This window comes from Actinomycetospora sp. 2LY8.5 (genome assembly GCF_057180585.1).
This window is the reverse complement of sequence record NZ_JBXUHE010000030.1, coordinates 63435-77299: the sequence shown is the minus strand read 5'-3', so window position 1 is coordinate 77299 and position 13865 is coordinate 63435. Positions and strand designations below refer to the sequence as shown.

The 13865-nt window shown below is 73.9% G+C and carries 12 protein-coding genes; all 12 read right to left on the bottom strand.

Going from position 1 to position 13865, the window contains the following annotated elements:
* Positions 1-8: 8 nt before the first annotated feature.
* The 12 genes from proB to folC all read right to left on the bottom strand — a co-directional run bounded on the left by proB (position 9) and on the right by folC (position 13840).
* Positions 9-1151 (bottom strand): glutamate 5-kinase, encoded by a 1143-nt coding sequence (gene proB, locus AC2A1K_RS25700; protein WP_483899174.1) that lies wholly within the window; start codon positions 1149-1151, stop codon positions 9-11.
* The gene (gene obgE, locus AC2A1K_RS25695; protein ID WP_483899173.1) at positions 1148-2632 is read right to left on the bottom strand and encodes a GTPase ObgE; all 1485 of its coding nucleotides are present in this window, start codon (positions 2630-2632) and stop codon (positions 1148-1150) included. The genes proB and obgE overlap by 4 nt, the downstream gene beginning before the upstream one ends.
* Before the next feature lie 196 nt (positions 2633-2828).
* Positions 2829-3098 carry a 50S ribosomal protein L27 gene (gene rpmA, locus AC2A1K_RS25690; protein WP_483899172.1) on the bottom strand — a complete coding sequence of 90 codons (270 nt, stop codon included), beginning with the start codon at positions 3096-3098 and terminating at the stop codon, positions 2829-2831.
* Positions 3099-3109: 11 nt separating this feature from the next.
* Positions 3110-3409, bottom strand: a complete 300-nt coding sequence (gene rplU / locus AC2A1K_RS25685; RefSeq protein ID WP_483899171.1) for a 50S ribosomal protein L21 — start codon at positions 3407-3409, stop codon at positions 3110-3112.
* Between the two features lie 177 nt (positions 3410-3586).
* Entirely contained in the window at positions 3587-6784 is a 3198-nt protein-coding gene (locus AC2A1K_RS25680) for an Rne/Rng family ribonuclease (RefSeq protein ID WP_483899170.1), read from the bottom strand.
* A gap of 185 nt (positions 6785-6969) precedes the next feature.
* On the bottom strand, positions 6970-7821 hold the full coding sequence (locus AC2A1K_RS25675; protein WP_483899169.1) for a TIGR03936 family radical SAM-associated protein: 852 nt from the start codon (positions 7819-7821) through the stop codon (positions 6970-6972).
* Positions 7821-8318, bottom strand: a complete 498-nt coding sequence (locus AC2A1K_RS25670; protein ID WP_483899168.1) for an N-acetyltransferase family protein — start codon at positions 8316-8318, stop codon at positions 7821-7823. The genes AC2A1K_RS25675 and AC2A1K_RS25670 overlap by 1 nt, the downstream gene beginning before the upstream one ends.
* 29 nt (positions 8319-8347) lie before the next feature.
* On the bottom strand, positions 8348-10384 hold the full coding sequence (locus AC2A1K_RS25665; RefSeq protein WP_483899196.1) for a TIGR03960 family B12-binding radical SAM protein: 2037 nt from the start codon (positions 10382-10384) through the stop codon (positions 8348-8350).
* 22 nt (positions 10385-10406) lie between these two features.
* Entirely contained in the window at positions 10407-11237 is an 831-nt protein-coding gene (locus AC2A1K_RS25660; protein WP_483899167.1) for an endonuclease domain-containing protein, read from the bottom strand.
* Positions 11238-11409: 172 nt separating this feature from the next.
* Positions 11410-11814: a nucleoside-diphosphate kinase gene (gene ndk, locus AC2A1K_RS25655; RefSeq protein WP_483899166.1), complete on the bottom strand. Its 405-nt coding sequence runs from the start codon at positions 11812-11814 to the stop codon at positions 11410-11412.
* Between the two features lie 95 nt (positions 11815-11909).
* Entirely contained in the window at positions 11910-12356 is a 447-nt protein-coding gene (locus AC2A1K_RS25650; protein ID WP_483899165.1) for a DUF4233 domain-containing protein, read from the bottom strand.
* Positions 12353-13840, bottom strand: coding sequence for a bifunctional tetrahydrofolate synthase/dihydrofolate synthase (gene folC / locus AC2A1K_RS25645; RefSeq protein ID WP_483899195.1), 1488 nt, complete (start codon positions 13838-13840; stop codon positions 12353-12355). Before folC ends, AC2A1K_RS25650 begins: the two co-directional genes overlap by 4 nt.
* Positions 13841-13865 lie beyond the last annotated feature (25 nt).

The window sequence follows — 13865 nt, the reverse complement described above, 5'->3', positions numbered from 1 at the left end:
CGCAGCCGTCAGCCGGGCGAGCCGGCCTCGGCGGTGCTCGGGTCGGGGACGCTCGCGAGGACCGGGACGAGGTCGTCGGCGTGCACCACTTCCCGGCGCAGGTCCGCCGGGAGGTCGTCGCTGGAGCGCCCGGAGATCTCGGGGAGCTCCTCGGCGTCGAACGCCACGACGCCGCGCGCGACCACCTCGCCGCGCGGGTCGACGAGGTCGACGACGTCGCCGGCCTCGAAGTCGCCGTCCGAACCGACGATCCCGGCGGCGAGCAGGGAGCGGCGCCCGCCCACGACGGCCCGGACCGCGCCGGCGTCGAGGTGCAGGCGCCCGCGCGTACCGGCCATGTGGCGCAGCCAGAACCGGCGCGCCGAGAGCCGGGGCCCGTGGGGCGCGAAGACCGTGCCCACCTCGGCGCCGTCGAGGGCGGTGGACGCCTCGGCGGCGGCGGCCACGAGCACCGGCACCCCGGCTCCGCTGGCGAGGTCCGCGGCCGCGAGCTTGGAGGCCATACCGCCGGTGCCCAGCGAGGACGCCTTGCCGACGCGGACGCCGGCGAGGTCGGCGCCGCCGGTGACCTCGCGGACGAGGCTCGCTCCCGGCGAGCGCGGGTCGGCGTCGTACACGCCGTCGACGTCCGAGAGCAGCACGAGCGCGTCGGCGGAGATGACGTGCGCGACGAGCGCGGCGAGCCGGTCGTTGTCGCCGAAGCGGATCTCGTCGGTGGCCACGGTGTCGTTCTCGTTCACCACCGGGACGACGCCGAGACCGAGCAGGCGCTCGAAGGTCCGCTGGGCGTTGCGGTAGGGCTGGCGGCGCACGACGTCGTGGGAGGTCAGCAGCACCTGGCCGACCGTGCGGCCGTGGCGGGCGAACGCCTCGGCGTAGGCGTGGGTGAGGTGCAGCTGCCCGACGCCGGCCGCGGCCTGCTGCGTCGCGAGGTCGCGGGGCCGGCGTGGGAGCCCGAGGGGGCGCAGGCCAGCCGCGATGGCGCCCGACGACACGAGCACCACCTGGGTGGCGACGGCGCGGGCGGCCACGGCGTCGACCAGCGCGTCGAGGCGCGTGACGTCCAGCCCACCGTCGACACTGGTCAGTGACGTCGAGCCGACCTTGACGACGAGCCGGCGCGCACCGGCCACGGCCTCGCGGGCGCTCACCGAGGGTCGTCCTCGTAGTCCTCGTGCCACGGCGTGATGCCGAGCTCGTCGTCGCTGCGGCGGCGGCGGCGCTCGTCGCGGGCGGCGCGGCGGTCGGTGGCCGACGGGCGGTCGACCCGCTCGGCGCCCTCGAGGCGGGGGTCGGTACCGCGATTGCCGCGCATCGCCGCGACGCCGGCCGGGGTCGAGGGCTCCCAGTCGAACGTGTAGACGCCGATCGTGACCATGTCGCCGGGCACCGCGCCGGCCTCGGCGAGGGCCTCCTCGACGCCGAGGCGGGCGAGCCGGTCGGCGAGGTAGCCGACGGCCTCGTCGTTGGCGAAGTCGGTCTGGCGCACCCAGCGCTCGGGCTTCTCGCCGAGGACCCGCCAGCCCTCCTCGGGATCGGGCTCGACGCGGAACCCGGTGTCGTCGACCGCGGTGGGACGCAGCACGACCCGCGGCGCGGCCGAGGGCGCCGCGGCGGCACGAGCGTCGTCGACGGCGGCGGCCATCGCGTAGGCGAGCTTGTCCAACCCGGCGTGGCTCGCCGTGGAGATCTCGACGACCGGCCAGCCGAACGCGGCCACGTCGTCGCGGACCATCTCCGCGAGGTCGGCGGCGTCCGGGACGTCGATCTTGTTGAGGGCGACGATCCGGGGCCGCGCGGCGAGGTCGGTGCCGAGCGCGGGGGTGTAGGCGGCGAGCTCGTGCTCGAGAGCGCGGATGTCGGAGACCGGGTCGCGGTCGGCCTCGAACGTCGCGCAGTCGACGACGTGCACGAGCACCGAGCAGCGCTCGATGTGCCGGAGGAAGTCGAGGCCCAGGCCCTTGCCGCTGCTCGCGCCCGGGATGAGGCCCGGGACGTCGGCGACGGTGAAGGTGCTCGCACCGGCCGAGACGACGCCGAGGTTGGGCGCCAGGGTCGTGAACGGGTAGTCGGCGACCTTCGGCTTGGCGGCACTCATGGCGCTGACCAGCGAGGACTTGCCGGCGCTCGGGTAGCCGACGAGCCCGACGTCGGCCATCGAGCGCAGCTCGAGCACGAGATCGCGCGACTCCCCCGGCTCGCCGAGCAGCGCGAACCCCGGGGCCTTGCGCGAGGGGCCCGCGAGCGCGGCGTTGCCGAGGCCGCCCCGCCCGCCGCGCACGGCGACGAACCGCGTGCCGAGCCCGGTGAGGTCGCCGAGCACCTCGCCGTCGGTGTCGAGCACGACGGTACCCTCGGGCACGGCGAGCTCGATGTCCTCGGCGTTGGCGCCGTTGCGGAAGCTGCCCATGCCCGGGCGGCCGTGGCCCGCCGTGGCGTGCGGCCGGTGGTGGAAGTCGAGCAGCGTGTGCACGCCGGGGTCGACGACCAGCACGACGTCTCCGCCGCGCCCGCCGTTGCCACCGTCCGGGCCGCCGAGCGGCACGAACTTCTCCCGGCGGATCGACGCGCACCCGTGGCCGCCGCTGCCCGCCGTGACGTGCAGCGTCACGTGGTCGACGAAGCGGGCCATCTCCTCGGCGTGTCCTTCCCGGTGTGTCGTGTCAGCGACGTGGCGTCGCTGTCATCCAGTGTCCGCAACGCCACGCGCTCGATCGCGGGCGGAGACGAACGAAAGGGGTGGGTCCGAGTCCGGACCCACCCCTGACGGTACTGCTGCTGTCATCGGCCTTCGGCGCCGCAGCTCCGCTGCGCTGCGTGTGGACCGATCAGGCGGAGGCGGTCTCCTCCGCCGGGATGACGTTGACGTTCTTGCGCCCGCGCTTCGACCCGAACGTCACCGCGCCGGGAACGAGAGCGAACAGCGTGTCGTCACCGCCGCGGCCGACACCGGTGCCCGGGTGGAACTTGGTGCCGCGCTGGCGGACGAGGATCTCGCCGGCCTTGACCACCTGGCCGCCGAAGCGCTTGACGCCGAGCCGCTGGGCGTTGGAGTCGCGACCGTTGCGGGAGCTGGATGCACCCTTCTTGTGAGCCATGGCTGCTCCCCTTACTTCGAGATGTTCGTGACCTCGAGGCGGCTGTAGCGCTGGCGGTGGCCGACGCGCCGCTTGTACCCGGTCTTGTTCTTGTACTTCAGGATCTTGATCTTCGGGCCCTTGTTCTCACCGACGATGTTGCCGGTGATGGAGACCTTCTCGAGGTCGGAGGCCGTGCTGAGCACGGTGCTGCCGTCGACGATGAGCACGGGCTGCAGGTCGACCGTGTCACCGTCGAGGAGCTCCACGTCGATGACGTCGCCGACCGCGACCTTGTACTGCTTGCCGCCGGTCTTCACGATCGCGTACATCTTCCGCGGGACTCCTGTCTGCGTGGCTTTCCGGCTCCGGCGCGGCCCGTGCGGGTGGGGCCCGGCGCGCTGGCGCCGCGGGTGACGACCCGGCGGGCACCGAACTCCTAGGGTACCCGCCCCCGTGGTGCGGGTCCGACCCCGGGGGCCGACCCGCACCGCGGAAGCTCCGGACGATCAGTCGGTGGGCGGTCCCGCCGGGCGCGAGGCCGCGCGACGGCGCCCCCGGCGAGCGGTACCGGTGCCGGTCGGCGCCGCGGCCGGCTCGGGGGTCTCGGCGGCTTCGTGGGACGCGTCGGACGAGGTCCCCGCCGGCGTCACGAGCGCCTCGTCACGACCGTGACCGTTGCCGTTCGCGGCCCCGATCGCGCCGGTGATGCGCGGCGTGGTCGCAGTGTCGGCGACCGTGTCGGTGGCGGCGTCCGTCCCCGTGTCCGGGCCGGTGCCGTTGCTGCCCGGGACGTGCTCGGCGAGGTCCGCCTCGAGGGCGACCTCCGCCTGCACGGCCTCGTGGATCGCTTCCTCGACGGCCTCGTCGGCGGTCTCCTCGCTGCTCTCGGCGCCGTCCTGCTCCGCGCCGCTCGCCACGGCGAGGCCCGCCTCGAGCTCGACCTCGGCCTCGTCCGCCTCGATGACGGTCTCGGCCGGGACCGTGTCCGGAGTCTCCGCGTCCTCGACGTCCTCGGCGTCCTCGACGTCCTCGGCGCCACCTGGCACGAGACCGCTGGCGGCGGCGACGGTCGCGGGCGAGGCACCGTCGGACCGCTCCGCCCGGCGGCCGCGCCGGCCGCGACGGCCCGAGCCGCCCTCCTTGGCGTCCTTCGACTCCTTCGCGTCCTTGGAGTCCTTGGAGTCCTTGGAGTCCTTCGACCCGTTCCCGTTCGACGACCCGTGCTCGTGACCCGTCACCGGCTCGGTGGAGACGATGACCCCGCGGCCGCGGCAGTGCTCGCACGTCGTCGAGAACTCGTCGAGCAGGCCCTGCCCGACGCGCTTGCGGGTCATCTGCACCAGACCGAGAGACGTGACCTCGGAGACCTGGTGGCGGGTGCGGTCGCGGCCGAGGCACTCGGTGAGGCGCCGGAGCACGAGGTCGCGGTTGGACTCGAGGACCATGTCGATGAAGTCGATGACGATCATGCCGCCGATGTCGCGCAGCCGGAGCTGGCGGACGATCTCCTCGGCGGCCTCGAGGTTGTTGCGGGTGACCGTCTCCTCGAGGTTGCCGCCGGAGCCGGTGAACTTGCCGGTGTTGACGTCGACGACCGTCATCGCCTCGGTCCGGTCGATCACCAGCGTGCCGCCCGAGGGCAGCCAGACCTTGCGGTCGAGCGCCTTGATCAACTGCTCGTCGATGCGGTACGCGGCGAACACGTCCTCTGGGCCGATGTGGCGTGACAGGCGTCCGGCGAGCTCGGGGGCGACGTGCGCGACGTAGTCCTCCAGGGTCTCCCACGCCCTCTCGCCCGAGACGACGAGCGACGAGAAGTCCTCGTTGAACATGTCGCGGACGACGCGGATGAGGAGGTCGGGCTCCTCGTAGACCAGCGTCGGGCCCTTGGAGCCCTTCGCGCCGGCGGCCGAGGACTCGATGACCTCCCACTGGGCGGTGAGCCGGCGGACGTCGCGCTCGAGATCCTCCTCGCTGACGCCCTCGGCGGCCGTGCGGATGATGACGCCCGACTCGTCGGGGACGATCCGCTTGAGGATCTCCTTGAGCCGTTTGCGCTCGATGTCGGGCAGTTTGCGGCTGATCCCGGTGGCCCCGCCCGCGGGCACGAACACCAGGAAGCGGCCGGGCAGGCTGATCTGCGTGGTCAGGCGCGCGCCCTTGTGGCCGACCGGGTCCTTCGTCACCTGGACGAGCACCTGGTCGCCGGTCGCCAGCGCCTGCTCGATCTTGCGCTGCTTGCCCTCGAGGCCCGAGGCGTCCCAGTTGACCTCGCCGGCGTAGAGGACGGCGTTGCGCCCGCGGCCGATGTCGACGAACGCGGCCTCCATCGACGGGAGCACGTTCTGCACCCGGCCGAGGTAGACGTTGCCGACCATCGAGTTCTGGCCGTCACCGGCCACGAAGTGCTCGACGAGGACGCCGTCCTCGAGCACCCCGATCTGGCTGCGGCCGGCCTGCTGGCGCACGACCATGGTGCGTTCGACGGCCTCGCGTCGGGCGAGGAACTCCGACTCGGAGAGGATCGCGGGGCGGCGGCGCCCGGACTCGCGCCCGTCGCGGCGGCGCTGGCGCTTGGCTTCCAGGCGCGTGGAGCCCTTGACGCCCTTGACCTCGTCGTTCGACGAGCGGCCGCCCTCGGGGCGCTCGACCCGGTCGCGGACGTGCGTGACGGTGTCCGGTGGGTCGTCGCCGTCACCGTCCGAGGAGGCCGTCGACCCCTCGCCGTCCGAGGAGCGGCGCCGACGCCGGCGCCGACGCCGCGAGCCACCCGAGGACCCGTCCTCGTTGCCCTCGTCGCCCTCGGAGCTCTCGGTCTCGTCATCGCCCGACTCGCCCGACTCGCCCGACTCGCCCGACTGGTCGCCCGAATCGGAGTCGGAGTCCTCGGAGGAGTCCGGTTCGGCGTCGTCGCTGCCCCCACGGCCACGGCCGCGACCGCGGCGCCCCCGACGGCGACGCCGGCGGCCGCCGTCCTCGTCGTCGTCGGACCCGTCGGGGCTGTCGGGGCTGTCGGGGCTGTCGCCGGTCGCCGCGTCGGATTCCGAGGAGGTGTCGGCGTGCGGGGCCGTCTGCTCCGGGCTCGCCTCCTCGGCGGCCGGGGTCGGCTCGCCGGAGGTCTCGGTCTCCGAGGCCTCGCCCGGAGTGACGACGCCGGTGGAGCGGCTGCCGCGGCGCCGGCGGGTTCGCGTCGGGACGGCCTGGTCGGAGCCCGTGGACTCGGGCGCGAGGAACATCGGTGCCGCGAAGTCGGGAGTCGACGCCGAGGACACGCCGGGCGCCGCCGAGCGCGTCGTGGCGTCACCGGTGACGTCGGTGGTGCCACCGGTGACGTCGGTGGTGTCGCCGCCGGTGTCGGGAGCGACGCGGACGTCGACGTCGCCCGTGGTGTCGAGAGCGAGCGCGTCCGACGAGCTCGTCGTCGCCTCGGCGACGGGCTCGGCCGCGCCCGGGGCCGGGAACAGGTCCTCGACCACCTGGCTCACGACGCCGCGGTCGACGCTGGACTGCGCGCTGCGCGCTCCGATGCCCAGCCGGGCGAGCACGGCCAGCAGCTCGCGGCTCGACGTGCCCACGACGCGGGCGAGCGCGTGCACCCTGACCTTGTCCGGGAGCGCGGCGAGGGCCGCGTCGTCGGGGCGTCCGGGTGCGACGGAACTCCCCTCGGCGGTGCTACCGCCTGAAGGGGTGTCGGTGTCGGTCATCCATCTCCTTCGCCCCCGGGCGCGACCCTGGGGTCGCGGCCACACGGGGACCTTCGCGTGGTCTCGCCTGGGCGGCCGTCGGGGACGGTCGCCGACTGCGGCACGACCGGCGGATCGGGTGGCCGTCGGGCCGTGCGGTGCGGCGACGTACGAGCACCGATGCCGAACGGATCCCGTGCGGTGGGCTACGCGGGGGTGGCCGCGCGGTCCGCCGCGAGCGGGTCGATCAGCTCCCCGCGCTCGTCGAGCCGACCCTGGGCCCACCGGGTGGCCCTGACGGGCTCCGGGAACTCAAGGCCGGCGACGGCGCGAAGGGCACTGCACACGTCGTCGGGTCGTGCGGCCGGCGTGGTGTGCCGTACGACCGCCGTCAGTCTCCCACACGTCGCCGCTCGTGCACGGTCCTCCCGGTCCGCGTTCATCGCTTCGCCCTTTCGGGTGAGCCCGCTGCCCAGCTCGGCGACGGCGGATCGCACGTCCAGCGGCCGGGGACCGTTCTTGGTGAGGCGCTCCACCGACACCTCCGGCGCGGCGAGGAAGGCCGCGACGGCCTCGGCGAGCGCCTCGTCGGGCACGCCGGGCGTCTCGATCTCCCAACGGCTCGCGTCGATCCGGTCGGCGAGCGCCCCGGGACCGGCGAGCACCACCTCGACGACCGCGATCCCGTCGGGCAGGACCGCGTCGACCTCGCGCGCGACGACGGTGGGGTCGAGGTGCTCGGTGACCCCGATCTCGACGTACTCGGCCTCGCTGGCCGCGCCCGTCGGGGCGGCGCCGATCCAAGAGAGCCGCGGATGCGGGCTGAACCCGTGCGACAACGACACCGGCACCCCGGCGCGACGCAGCGTCCACTCCATCGTCCGCGCGACGTCGCGGTGCGAGCTGAACCGCGCGCGCCCACGCTTGGCGAACTGCATCCGCAACTTGGCCACCGTCGGCGCCGAGGGGTGCGGCGCCTCGCCGGGCTTCGCGCCCTTTCGAGCCGGTCGAGCTTCCCTGTCGGCGTGCTCCCCCTTCTGCTCCGTCTCCCCCGCCATCAGCCACCTCCTCCACCGGTCGACAGCACCATCATCTCGTCGCCCGCCGGGCTGAAGCCCGCCGCGCGGTAGAAGGCCGCCCCGGCCGGCGAGGGCCGCAGCACCAGCCGGACCAGGCCGCGCTCGCGCGCGTGGGTCACCGCGGCCCCCAGGAGCTTGCGGGGGACGCCGCGCGGCGCGGCACCGAGCGCGACGAGGCTGCCGACGTAGCCCCAGCGCTCCCCCGGGCGTCCGGGCGCGGGCATGGCGGCCACCTCGGCGACGTCGAGCGACCCGACGGCCTGCCACCCGGCGTCACCCCGGGCCTCCGCCACCCACACGGCGTGGTGGGAGAGCTCGGCCCGCCACCACGTCGCGAACCCGTGCTCGAAGTGCGGGTCGGCGCCGGGCGCGGCCCGGCCCCGCTGTTCGACCCAGGCCCGGCGCAGCGCGGCGACGGCGTCACCGTCCGTGGTGCCCGCCCGGCGGACACGAACCTCCGGCTCGCCCGTGCTCACGGACGCTCGGACGGGGTCGTCACCGGCCGTCACGCCCCGCGGTCGGCGGCGAGCGCGGGGTTGCGCACCGGGGTCGACGTGCGGTGCTCGACCGGCGTGATCGGCAGGGACGGCCGCCCGGGCTGTATCACTGGAGACGGGCCGATCTGGATCTCGGTCCCCATCGTCGGGCACACGCCGCAGTCGAAGCACGGCGTCCAGCGGCAGTCGTCCTGCTCCTCCGCGGCGAGCGCGTCCTGCCAGTCGTCCCACAGCCAGCCGCGGTCGAGCCCGGAGTCGAGGTGGTCCCACGGCAGGATCTCATGCTGGTCGCGCTCACGGGTGGTGAACCAGTCGAGGTCGACGCCGTCCAGCGCCGTCTCGGCGGCCGTCACCCATCGTTCGAACGAGAAGTGCTCGCTCCAGCCGTCGAACTGCTGACCGTCGCGCCAGGCCTGCTCGATCACCCGGCCGACGCGGCGGTCCCCCCGGCTGAGCAGGCCTTCGACGAGGCTGGGCTGCCCGTCGTGGTAGCGCAGCCCGATGTTGCGGCCGAGCGAGCGGTCGCTGTTGATGGCCTCACGCAGCTTGCGTAGCCGGGTGTCGACGACGTCCGGCGCGGTCTGCGCGGCCCACTGGAACGGGGTGTGGGGCTTGGGGACGAACGCGCCGATCGACACCGTCGCGCGCACGTCGCCGCGGCCTGCGGACTTCCGCCCGGCGCGGATGACGTCGTGGGCCATCGACGCGATCTGCAGGACGTCCTCGTCGGTCTCGGTGGGCAGACCGCACATGAAGTAGAGCTTGACCTGCCGCCACCCGTGCTCGTACGCGGTGGCGACGGTCGCGATGAGCTCCTCCTCGGAGACCATCTTGTTGATGACCTTGCGCAGACGCTCCGACCCGCCCTCGGGGGCGAACGTGAGCCCGGACCGGCGGCCGCTGCGGGTCAGTTCCTCGGCCAACGTCACGTTGAACGCGTCGACGCGGGTGCTCGGCAGGCTCAGGCCGGTGCCGGTGCCCTCGTAGCGGTCGGCGAGCGAGGTCGCGATCTCCCCGATGCCGGAGTGGTCGGCGCTCGAGAGCGAGAGCAGCCCGACCTCGTGGTAGCCGGAGTTCTTCAGGCCCTGCTCGACCATCTCGCCCACGCCCTGCGGCGAGCGCTCCCGGACCGGCCGGGTGATCATGCCGGCCTGGCAGAAGCGGCAGCCGCGGGTGCAGCCGCGGAAGATCTCGACGCTCATCCGCTCGTGGACGGTCTCGGCCATCGGCACCAGCGGCGCCTTCGGGTACGGCCAGTCGTCGAGGTCGCTGGTGGTGCGCTTGTGCACGCGCGCGGGCGCCACGTGGCTGGCCGGCGTGACCGCCGCGATGGCGCCGTCGTCGCCGTAGGAGACCTCGTAGAGCCCCGGGACGTAGACGCCGGGGACGGCGGCGAGGCGCTCGAGGGTCTCCCGCCGCGTCAGCCCCTCCGCCTTGGCCGCCTTGACGGCGTCGGTGATGTCCCCGACGACCTCCTCGCCGTCACCCAGGGCGACGATGTCGACGAAGTCGGCGATGGGCTCCGGGTTGAACGCGGCGTGGCCGCCGGCGAGGACGAGGGGGTGCTCGGTCGTCCGGTCCGCGCTGTGTAGCGGGACTCCTCCGAGGTCGAGGATCGAGAGCAGGTTCGTGTAGCCGAGCTCGGTGGCGAAGCTGACGCCGAGCACGTCGAACGCGCCGACCGGGCGGTGACCGTCGACGGTGAACTGCGGGACGTCGTGCTGGCGCATGAGCTCGGCGAGGTCCGGCCACACGGCGTAGGTGCGCTCGGCGAGCGCGTCGGGGCGCTCGTTGAGGACCTCATAGAGGATCATCAGGCCCTGGTTGGGCAGGCCCACCTCGTACGCGTCGGGGTAGCAGAGCGCCCAGTGGACCGGCACCGAGTCCCACGGCTTGGTCCCCGCGTTGCGCTCGCCGCCGACGTACTGGACGGGCTTGCGGACCCGGGGCAGCAACGGCTCCAGGCGTTCGAAGACGGACTCGACCACGGACCCAGCGTAACGAGAGCCTCGCGCCGGCCTCTGCCCCGCCGAGTGTGCGTCCATCATGGTCGGGTACGCCTTTCGATCACGATGCGCGCACAGTCGGCGTCCCGGGCCGCCAGCCCCGCGCGAGCAGCGCCTCCCGCACCCGGGCCACCACCCACTGCGGGCGGCGGTACACCTGGCGCGCGGTGACGACGATGACCTCCCACCCCAGATGGCGCAGCGCCTCGCGCCGGTCGATGTCGCGACCCCGCTGGTCGTCGGGAGCGTGGTCCCGGCCGTCGTACTCGAGGGCGACCCGGTACTCCGGCCACGACGCGTCGAGCCGGGCCACCACCCCGTACGCGTCGACCACCTCGTGCTGGAGCTCGGGGACGGGCAGGCCGCCCTGGACCACGACCAGACGGGTGCGGGTCTCCATCGGCGACTCGGACCGCGGGTCCATGAGCTCCGCCACCCGCCGGACCCGACGGACACCCCGCCGACCGGGGCGACGGTCGACCATCGCCGCCAGGTCCCGGCCGGTGAAGCCTCCGTACCGTCCGAGGCCATCAGCCGCGACGACGGCGTCCACGAGCCCGGTCCTCGTCGCGAGGTCGAACGCGGTGCGCAGACCGGAGGTCACACGCACGCCGTCCTTCTCGATGACGTCGCCGTCGTCGAAGCACTGCCGACGGACGACGAGGCCGACCTCGGGGCGCAGCTGGCGCCCGTGGACGGCGATCTCGACCGGCGGTGCGGGTCGTGGCACGACGTCGACCCCGAGGAGCACGCACGCCGACCACCCGGTCACCACCGCCGACGGCCCGCCACGGACCGCTCCCGCGAGGACGCGCGTCCGGGCGTCGTCGGGCGCCTCGGCCACCACGTAGGTGTCCGAGCCGACGCGCCGGAAGCGCGGACCGCTCAGCACACCCCAGGTGAGACGTCCCGCCCGGACCGCGTCCGAGCCCCGGAAGGGTCTGCCGTCTTCCACACAAGGTTCGACGCAGCAGCCGCCGCGGCGGCTCCATCGCGAGCCGAGTGTGCGTCCATCATGGTCGACAAGCTCGCTCGATCATGATGCGCGCACACTCGGCGGGGGATCAGCCGAACCAGAGCTTGATCTCGCGCTCGGCGGACTCGGGCGAGTCGGAGCCGTGCACGATGTTCGAGCCCGTCTCGAGGGCCAGGTCGCCGCGGATCGAGCCGGGGACGGCCTTCTCGACGGGGTCGGTGCCGCCGGCGATCTGGCGGAAGGCGGCGACGGCGCGCGGGCCCTCGACGACCATCGCGGCCACCGGGGCCGAGGTGATGAACGAGATGAGCTCCTCGTAGAAGCCCTTGCCCTCGTGCTCGGCGTAGTGCTGCGACGCGAGGTCGCGGTCGACGGTCTTCAGCTCCAGCGACACGAGGCGCAGACCCTTGCGCTCGATGCGCGAGACGACCTCGCCGATCAGGCCGCGCTGGACACCGTCGGGCTTGACCAGCACCAGGGTGCGCTCGTTCACGTCGTTCCCGTTCCCCTCAGTCGTGGACCACATCGGTGGACCGCTGTCGGCACCGAGGGTAACCAGCCCGCTCAGATGCGCTGCTCGGCCCACAGCTACGCGGGTCCGGCTCCGCTGCGCTCCGCGAACTGGCGCTGGCGTCGTAGCACCTCGTGACGCATCCAGAGCATCAGCCCCCAGACGAGGCAGAAGATCAGCCCCAGCACGCCGAGGGACGGTGAGACGACCCATCCCAGCAGCATGAGCACCTGCAGACCCAGGGCCAGCGGCAGGCCCCAGGGCCGCGAGAAGGTCGCGATCGCGACGATCATGCCGACGGTCAGCACGATCACCAAGATGATCTTGGCCGGGGTCAGGCCGCCCTCGACCTTGTCCATGACCAGCAGTCCGAGCGGCACGATGACGATCTCGAGCGAGAGGCACGCGCTGGCCGGGCCACGGAACGCCTTCTTGGCGGCGGCGCCGCCGTCGGGGGCACCACTCCGGATGGTCGAGCTCCGCTCCCCTCCCGGCGTGCTCTGCCGTCCCCCGTCTCCCGTCACGCCGGCTCCCTGCCCAGCAGCGTGCGGGCCTCGCCCGCGGCGACCACCGAGCCGACGACGAGCACGCCGGCGCCCGCCACGGGGGTGTCGGGGTCGTCGGTCTCCTCGGCCAGCCCGATCGCCGTCTCCAGCGCCGCGTCCATCCGGGTCTCGACGACCACCCGGTCCGCGCCGAAGTACCCGACCGCGAGGCTCCCGAGCTCGTCGGCATCCATCGCTCGCGGCGACGCGACGGCGGTGACGACGACCTCGTCGAGTACCGGCTCGAGGGCCGCGAGGATGCCCCCGGCGTCCTTGTCGCGCATCACCGCGACGACCCCGACCAGCCGCCGGAACGAGAACTCCTCGCGCACCGCGGCGGCGGCCGCCCGGGCCCCGTGGGGGTTGTGGGCGGCGTCGACGACGACGGTCGGCGCCGAGCGCAGCCGCTCCAGGCGCCCCGGCACGCGCACCGACGCGAAGGCGTCGCGGACGGCGGCGATGTCGAGCTTGCGCGACGCCCCCGCCCCGAAGAACGCCTCCACGGTCGCGAGCGCCAGTGCGGCGTTCTTGGCCTGGTGCTCGCCGAACAGCGGCAGGTAGATGTCGTCGTACTCGCCGCCGAGGCCCTGCAGCCGCAGCTGCTGGCCCCCGACGGCGACCTCGCGGCCGAGGACTCCGAACTCCATCCCGGAGCGGGCGACCTCCGCGTCCATCGCCACCGCCCGCTCGAGGAGCACCTTCGCCGCCTCGGGCGACTGCTCGGCCATGAGGGCGACCGCGCCCTCCTTGATCACGCCGGCCTTCTCGGCCGCGATGCCGCCGAGCTCGGGGCCGAGGTAGTTCACGTGGTCGATGTCGATCGGAGTGATCGCGGCGACGGCGGCGTCGGCGACGTTGGTGGCGTCCCAGCTCCCGCCCAGCCCGACCTCGAGGACGGCGACGTCGACCGGCGCGTCGGCGAACGCCGCGAACGCCATCCCGGTGAGCACCTCGAACTTCGAGAGCCGCGGGCCCCCACCCTGCGCCTCCTGGGCCCGGTCGACGATTCCGAGGAAGGGGGCGATCTCCTGATAGACCTCGACGTAGCGGCGGGCGCTGATCGGGACGCCGTCGATGGCGATCCGCTCGGTGGCCCGCTGCAGGTGCGGGCTCGTGTAGCGCCCCGTGCGCGGCCCGATGCGGGTGAGCAGCGCGTCGACCATCCGCGTGACCGAGCTCTTGCCGTTCGTGCCGGCGACGTGGATCGCCGGGTACGACCGCTGCGGGTCGCCGAGCACCTCGACCAGCGCGCGGATGCGATCGAGCGACGGCTCGATGCGGGTCTCGGGCCAGCGCTCGTCGAGCTCGGCCTCCACGGCGCGCAGCGCGGCGAGCGCCTCGGCGTCGTCGGGCTCCCGGCCGGGCTGGTCGTCGGTCGGCCCGGTGGTGACCCCTTGGCTCACCGCGTCGGCGAGCGCGCCGCCGCCCGGGCCCGAGCCGGAGTCGTCGACACCCCCGGCCATCGCCAGGAGCTGGGCGAGCTCGTCG

Bases quoted from the DNA above. Each gene is read 5' to 3' on its own strand.
- obgE (WP_483899173.1), bottom strand. From the start codon at position 2,632: ATGGCCCGCTTCGTCGACCACGTGACGCTGCACGTCACGGCGGGCAGC.
- rpmA (WP_483899172.1), bottom strand. From the start codon at position 3,098: ATGGCTCACAAGAAGGGTGCATCCAGCTCCCGCAACGGTCGCGACTCC.
- rplU (WP_483899171.1), bottom strand. From the start codon at position 3,409: ATGTACGCGATCGTGAAGACCGGCGGCAAGCAGTACAAGGTCGCGGTC.
- AC2A1K_RS25680 (WP_483899170.1), bottom strand. From the start codon at position 6,784: ATGACCGACACCGACACCCCTTCAGGCGGTAGCACCGCCGAGGGGAGT.
- AC2A1K_RS25675 (WP_483899169.1), bottom strand. From the start codon at position 7,821: ATGGCGGGGGAGACGGAGCAGAAGGGGGAGCACGCCGACAGGGAAGCT.
- AC2A1K_RS25665 (WP_483899196.1), bottom strand. From the start codon at position 10,384: ATGGACGCACACTCGGCGGGGCAGAGGCCGGCGCGAGGCTCTCGTTAC.
- folC (WP_483899195.1), bottom strand. From the start codon at position 13,840: ATGGCCGGGGGTGTCGACGACTCCGGCTCGGGCCCGGGCGGCGGCGCG.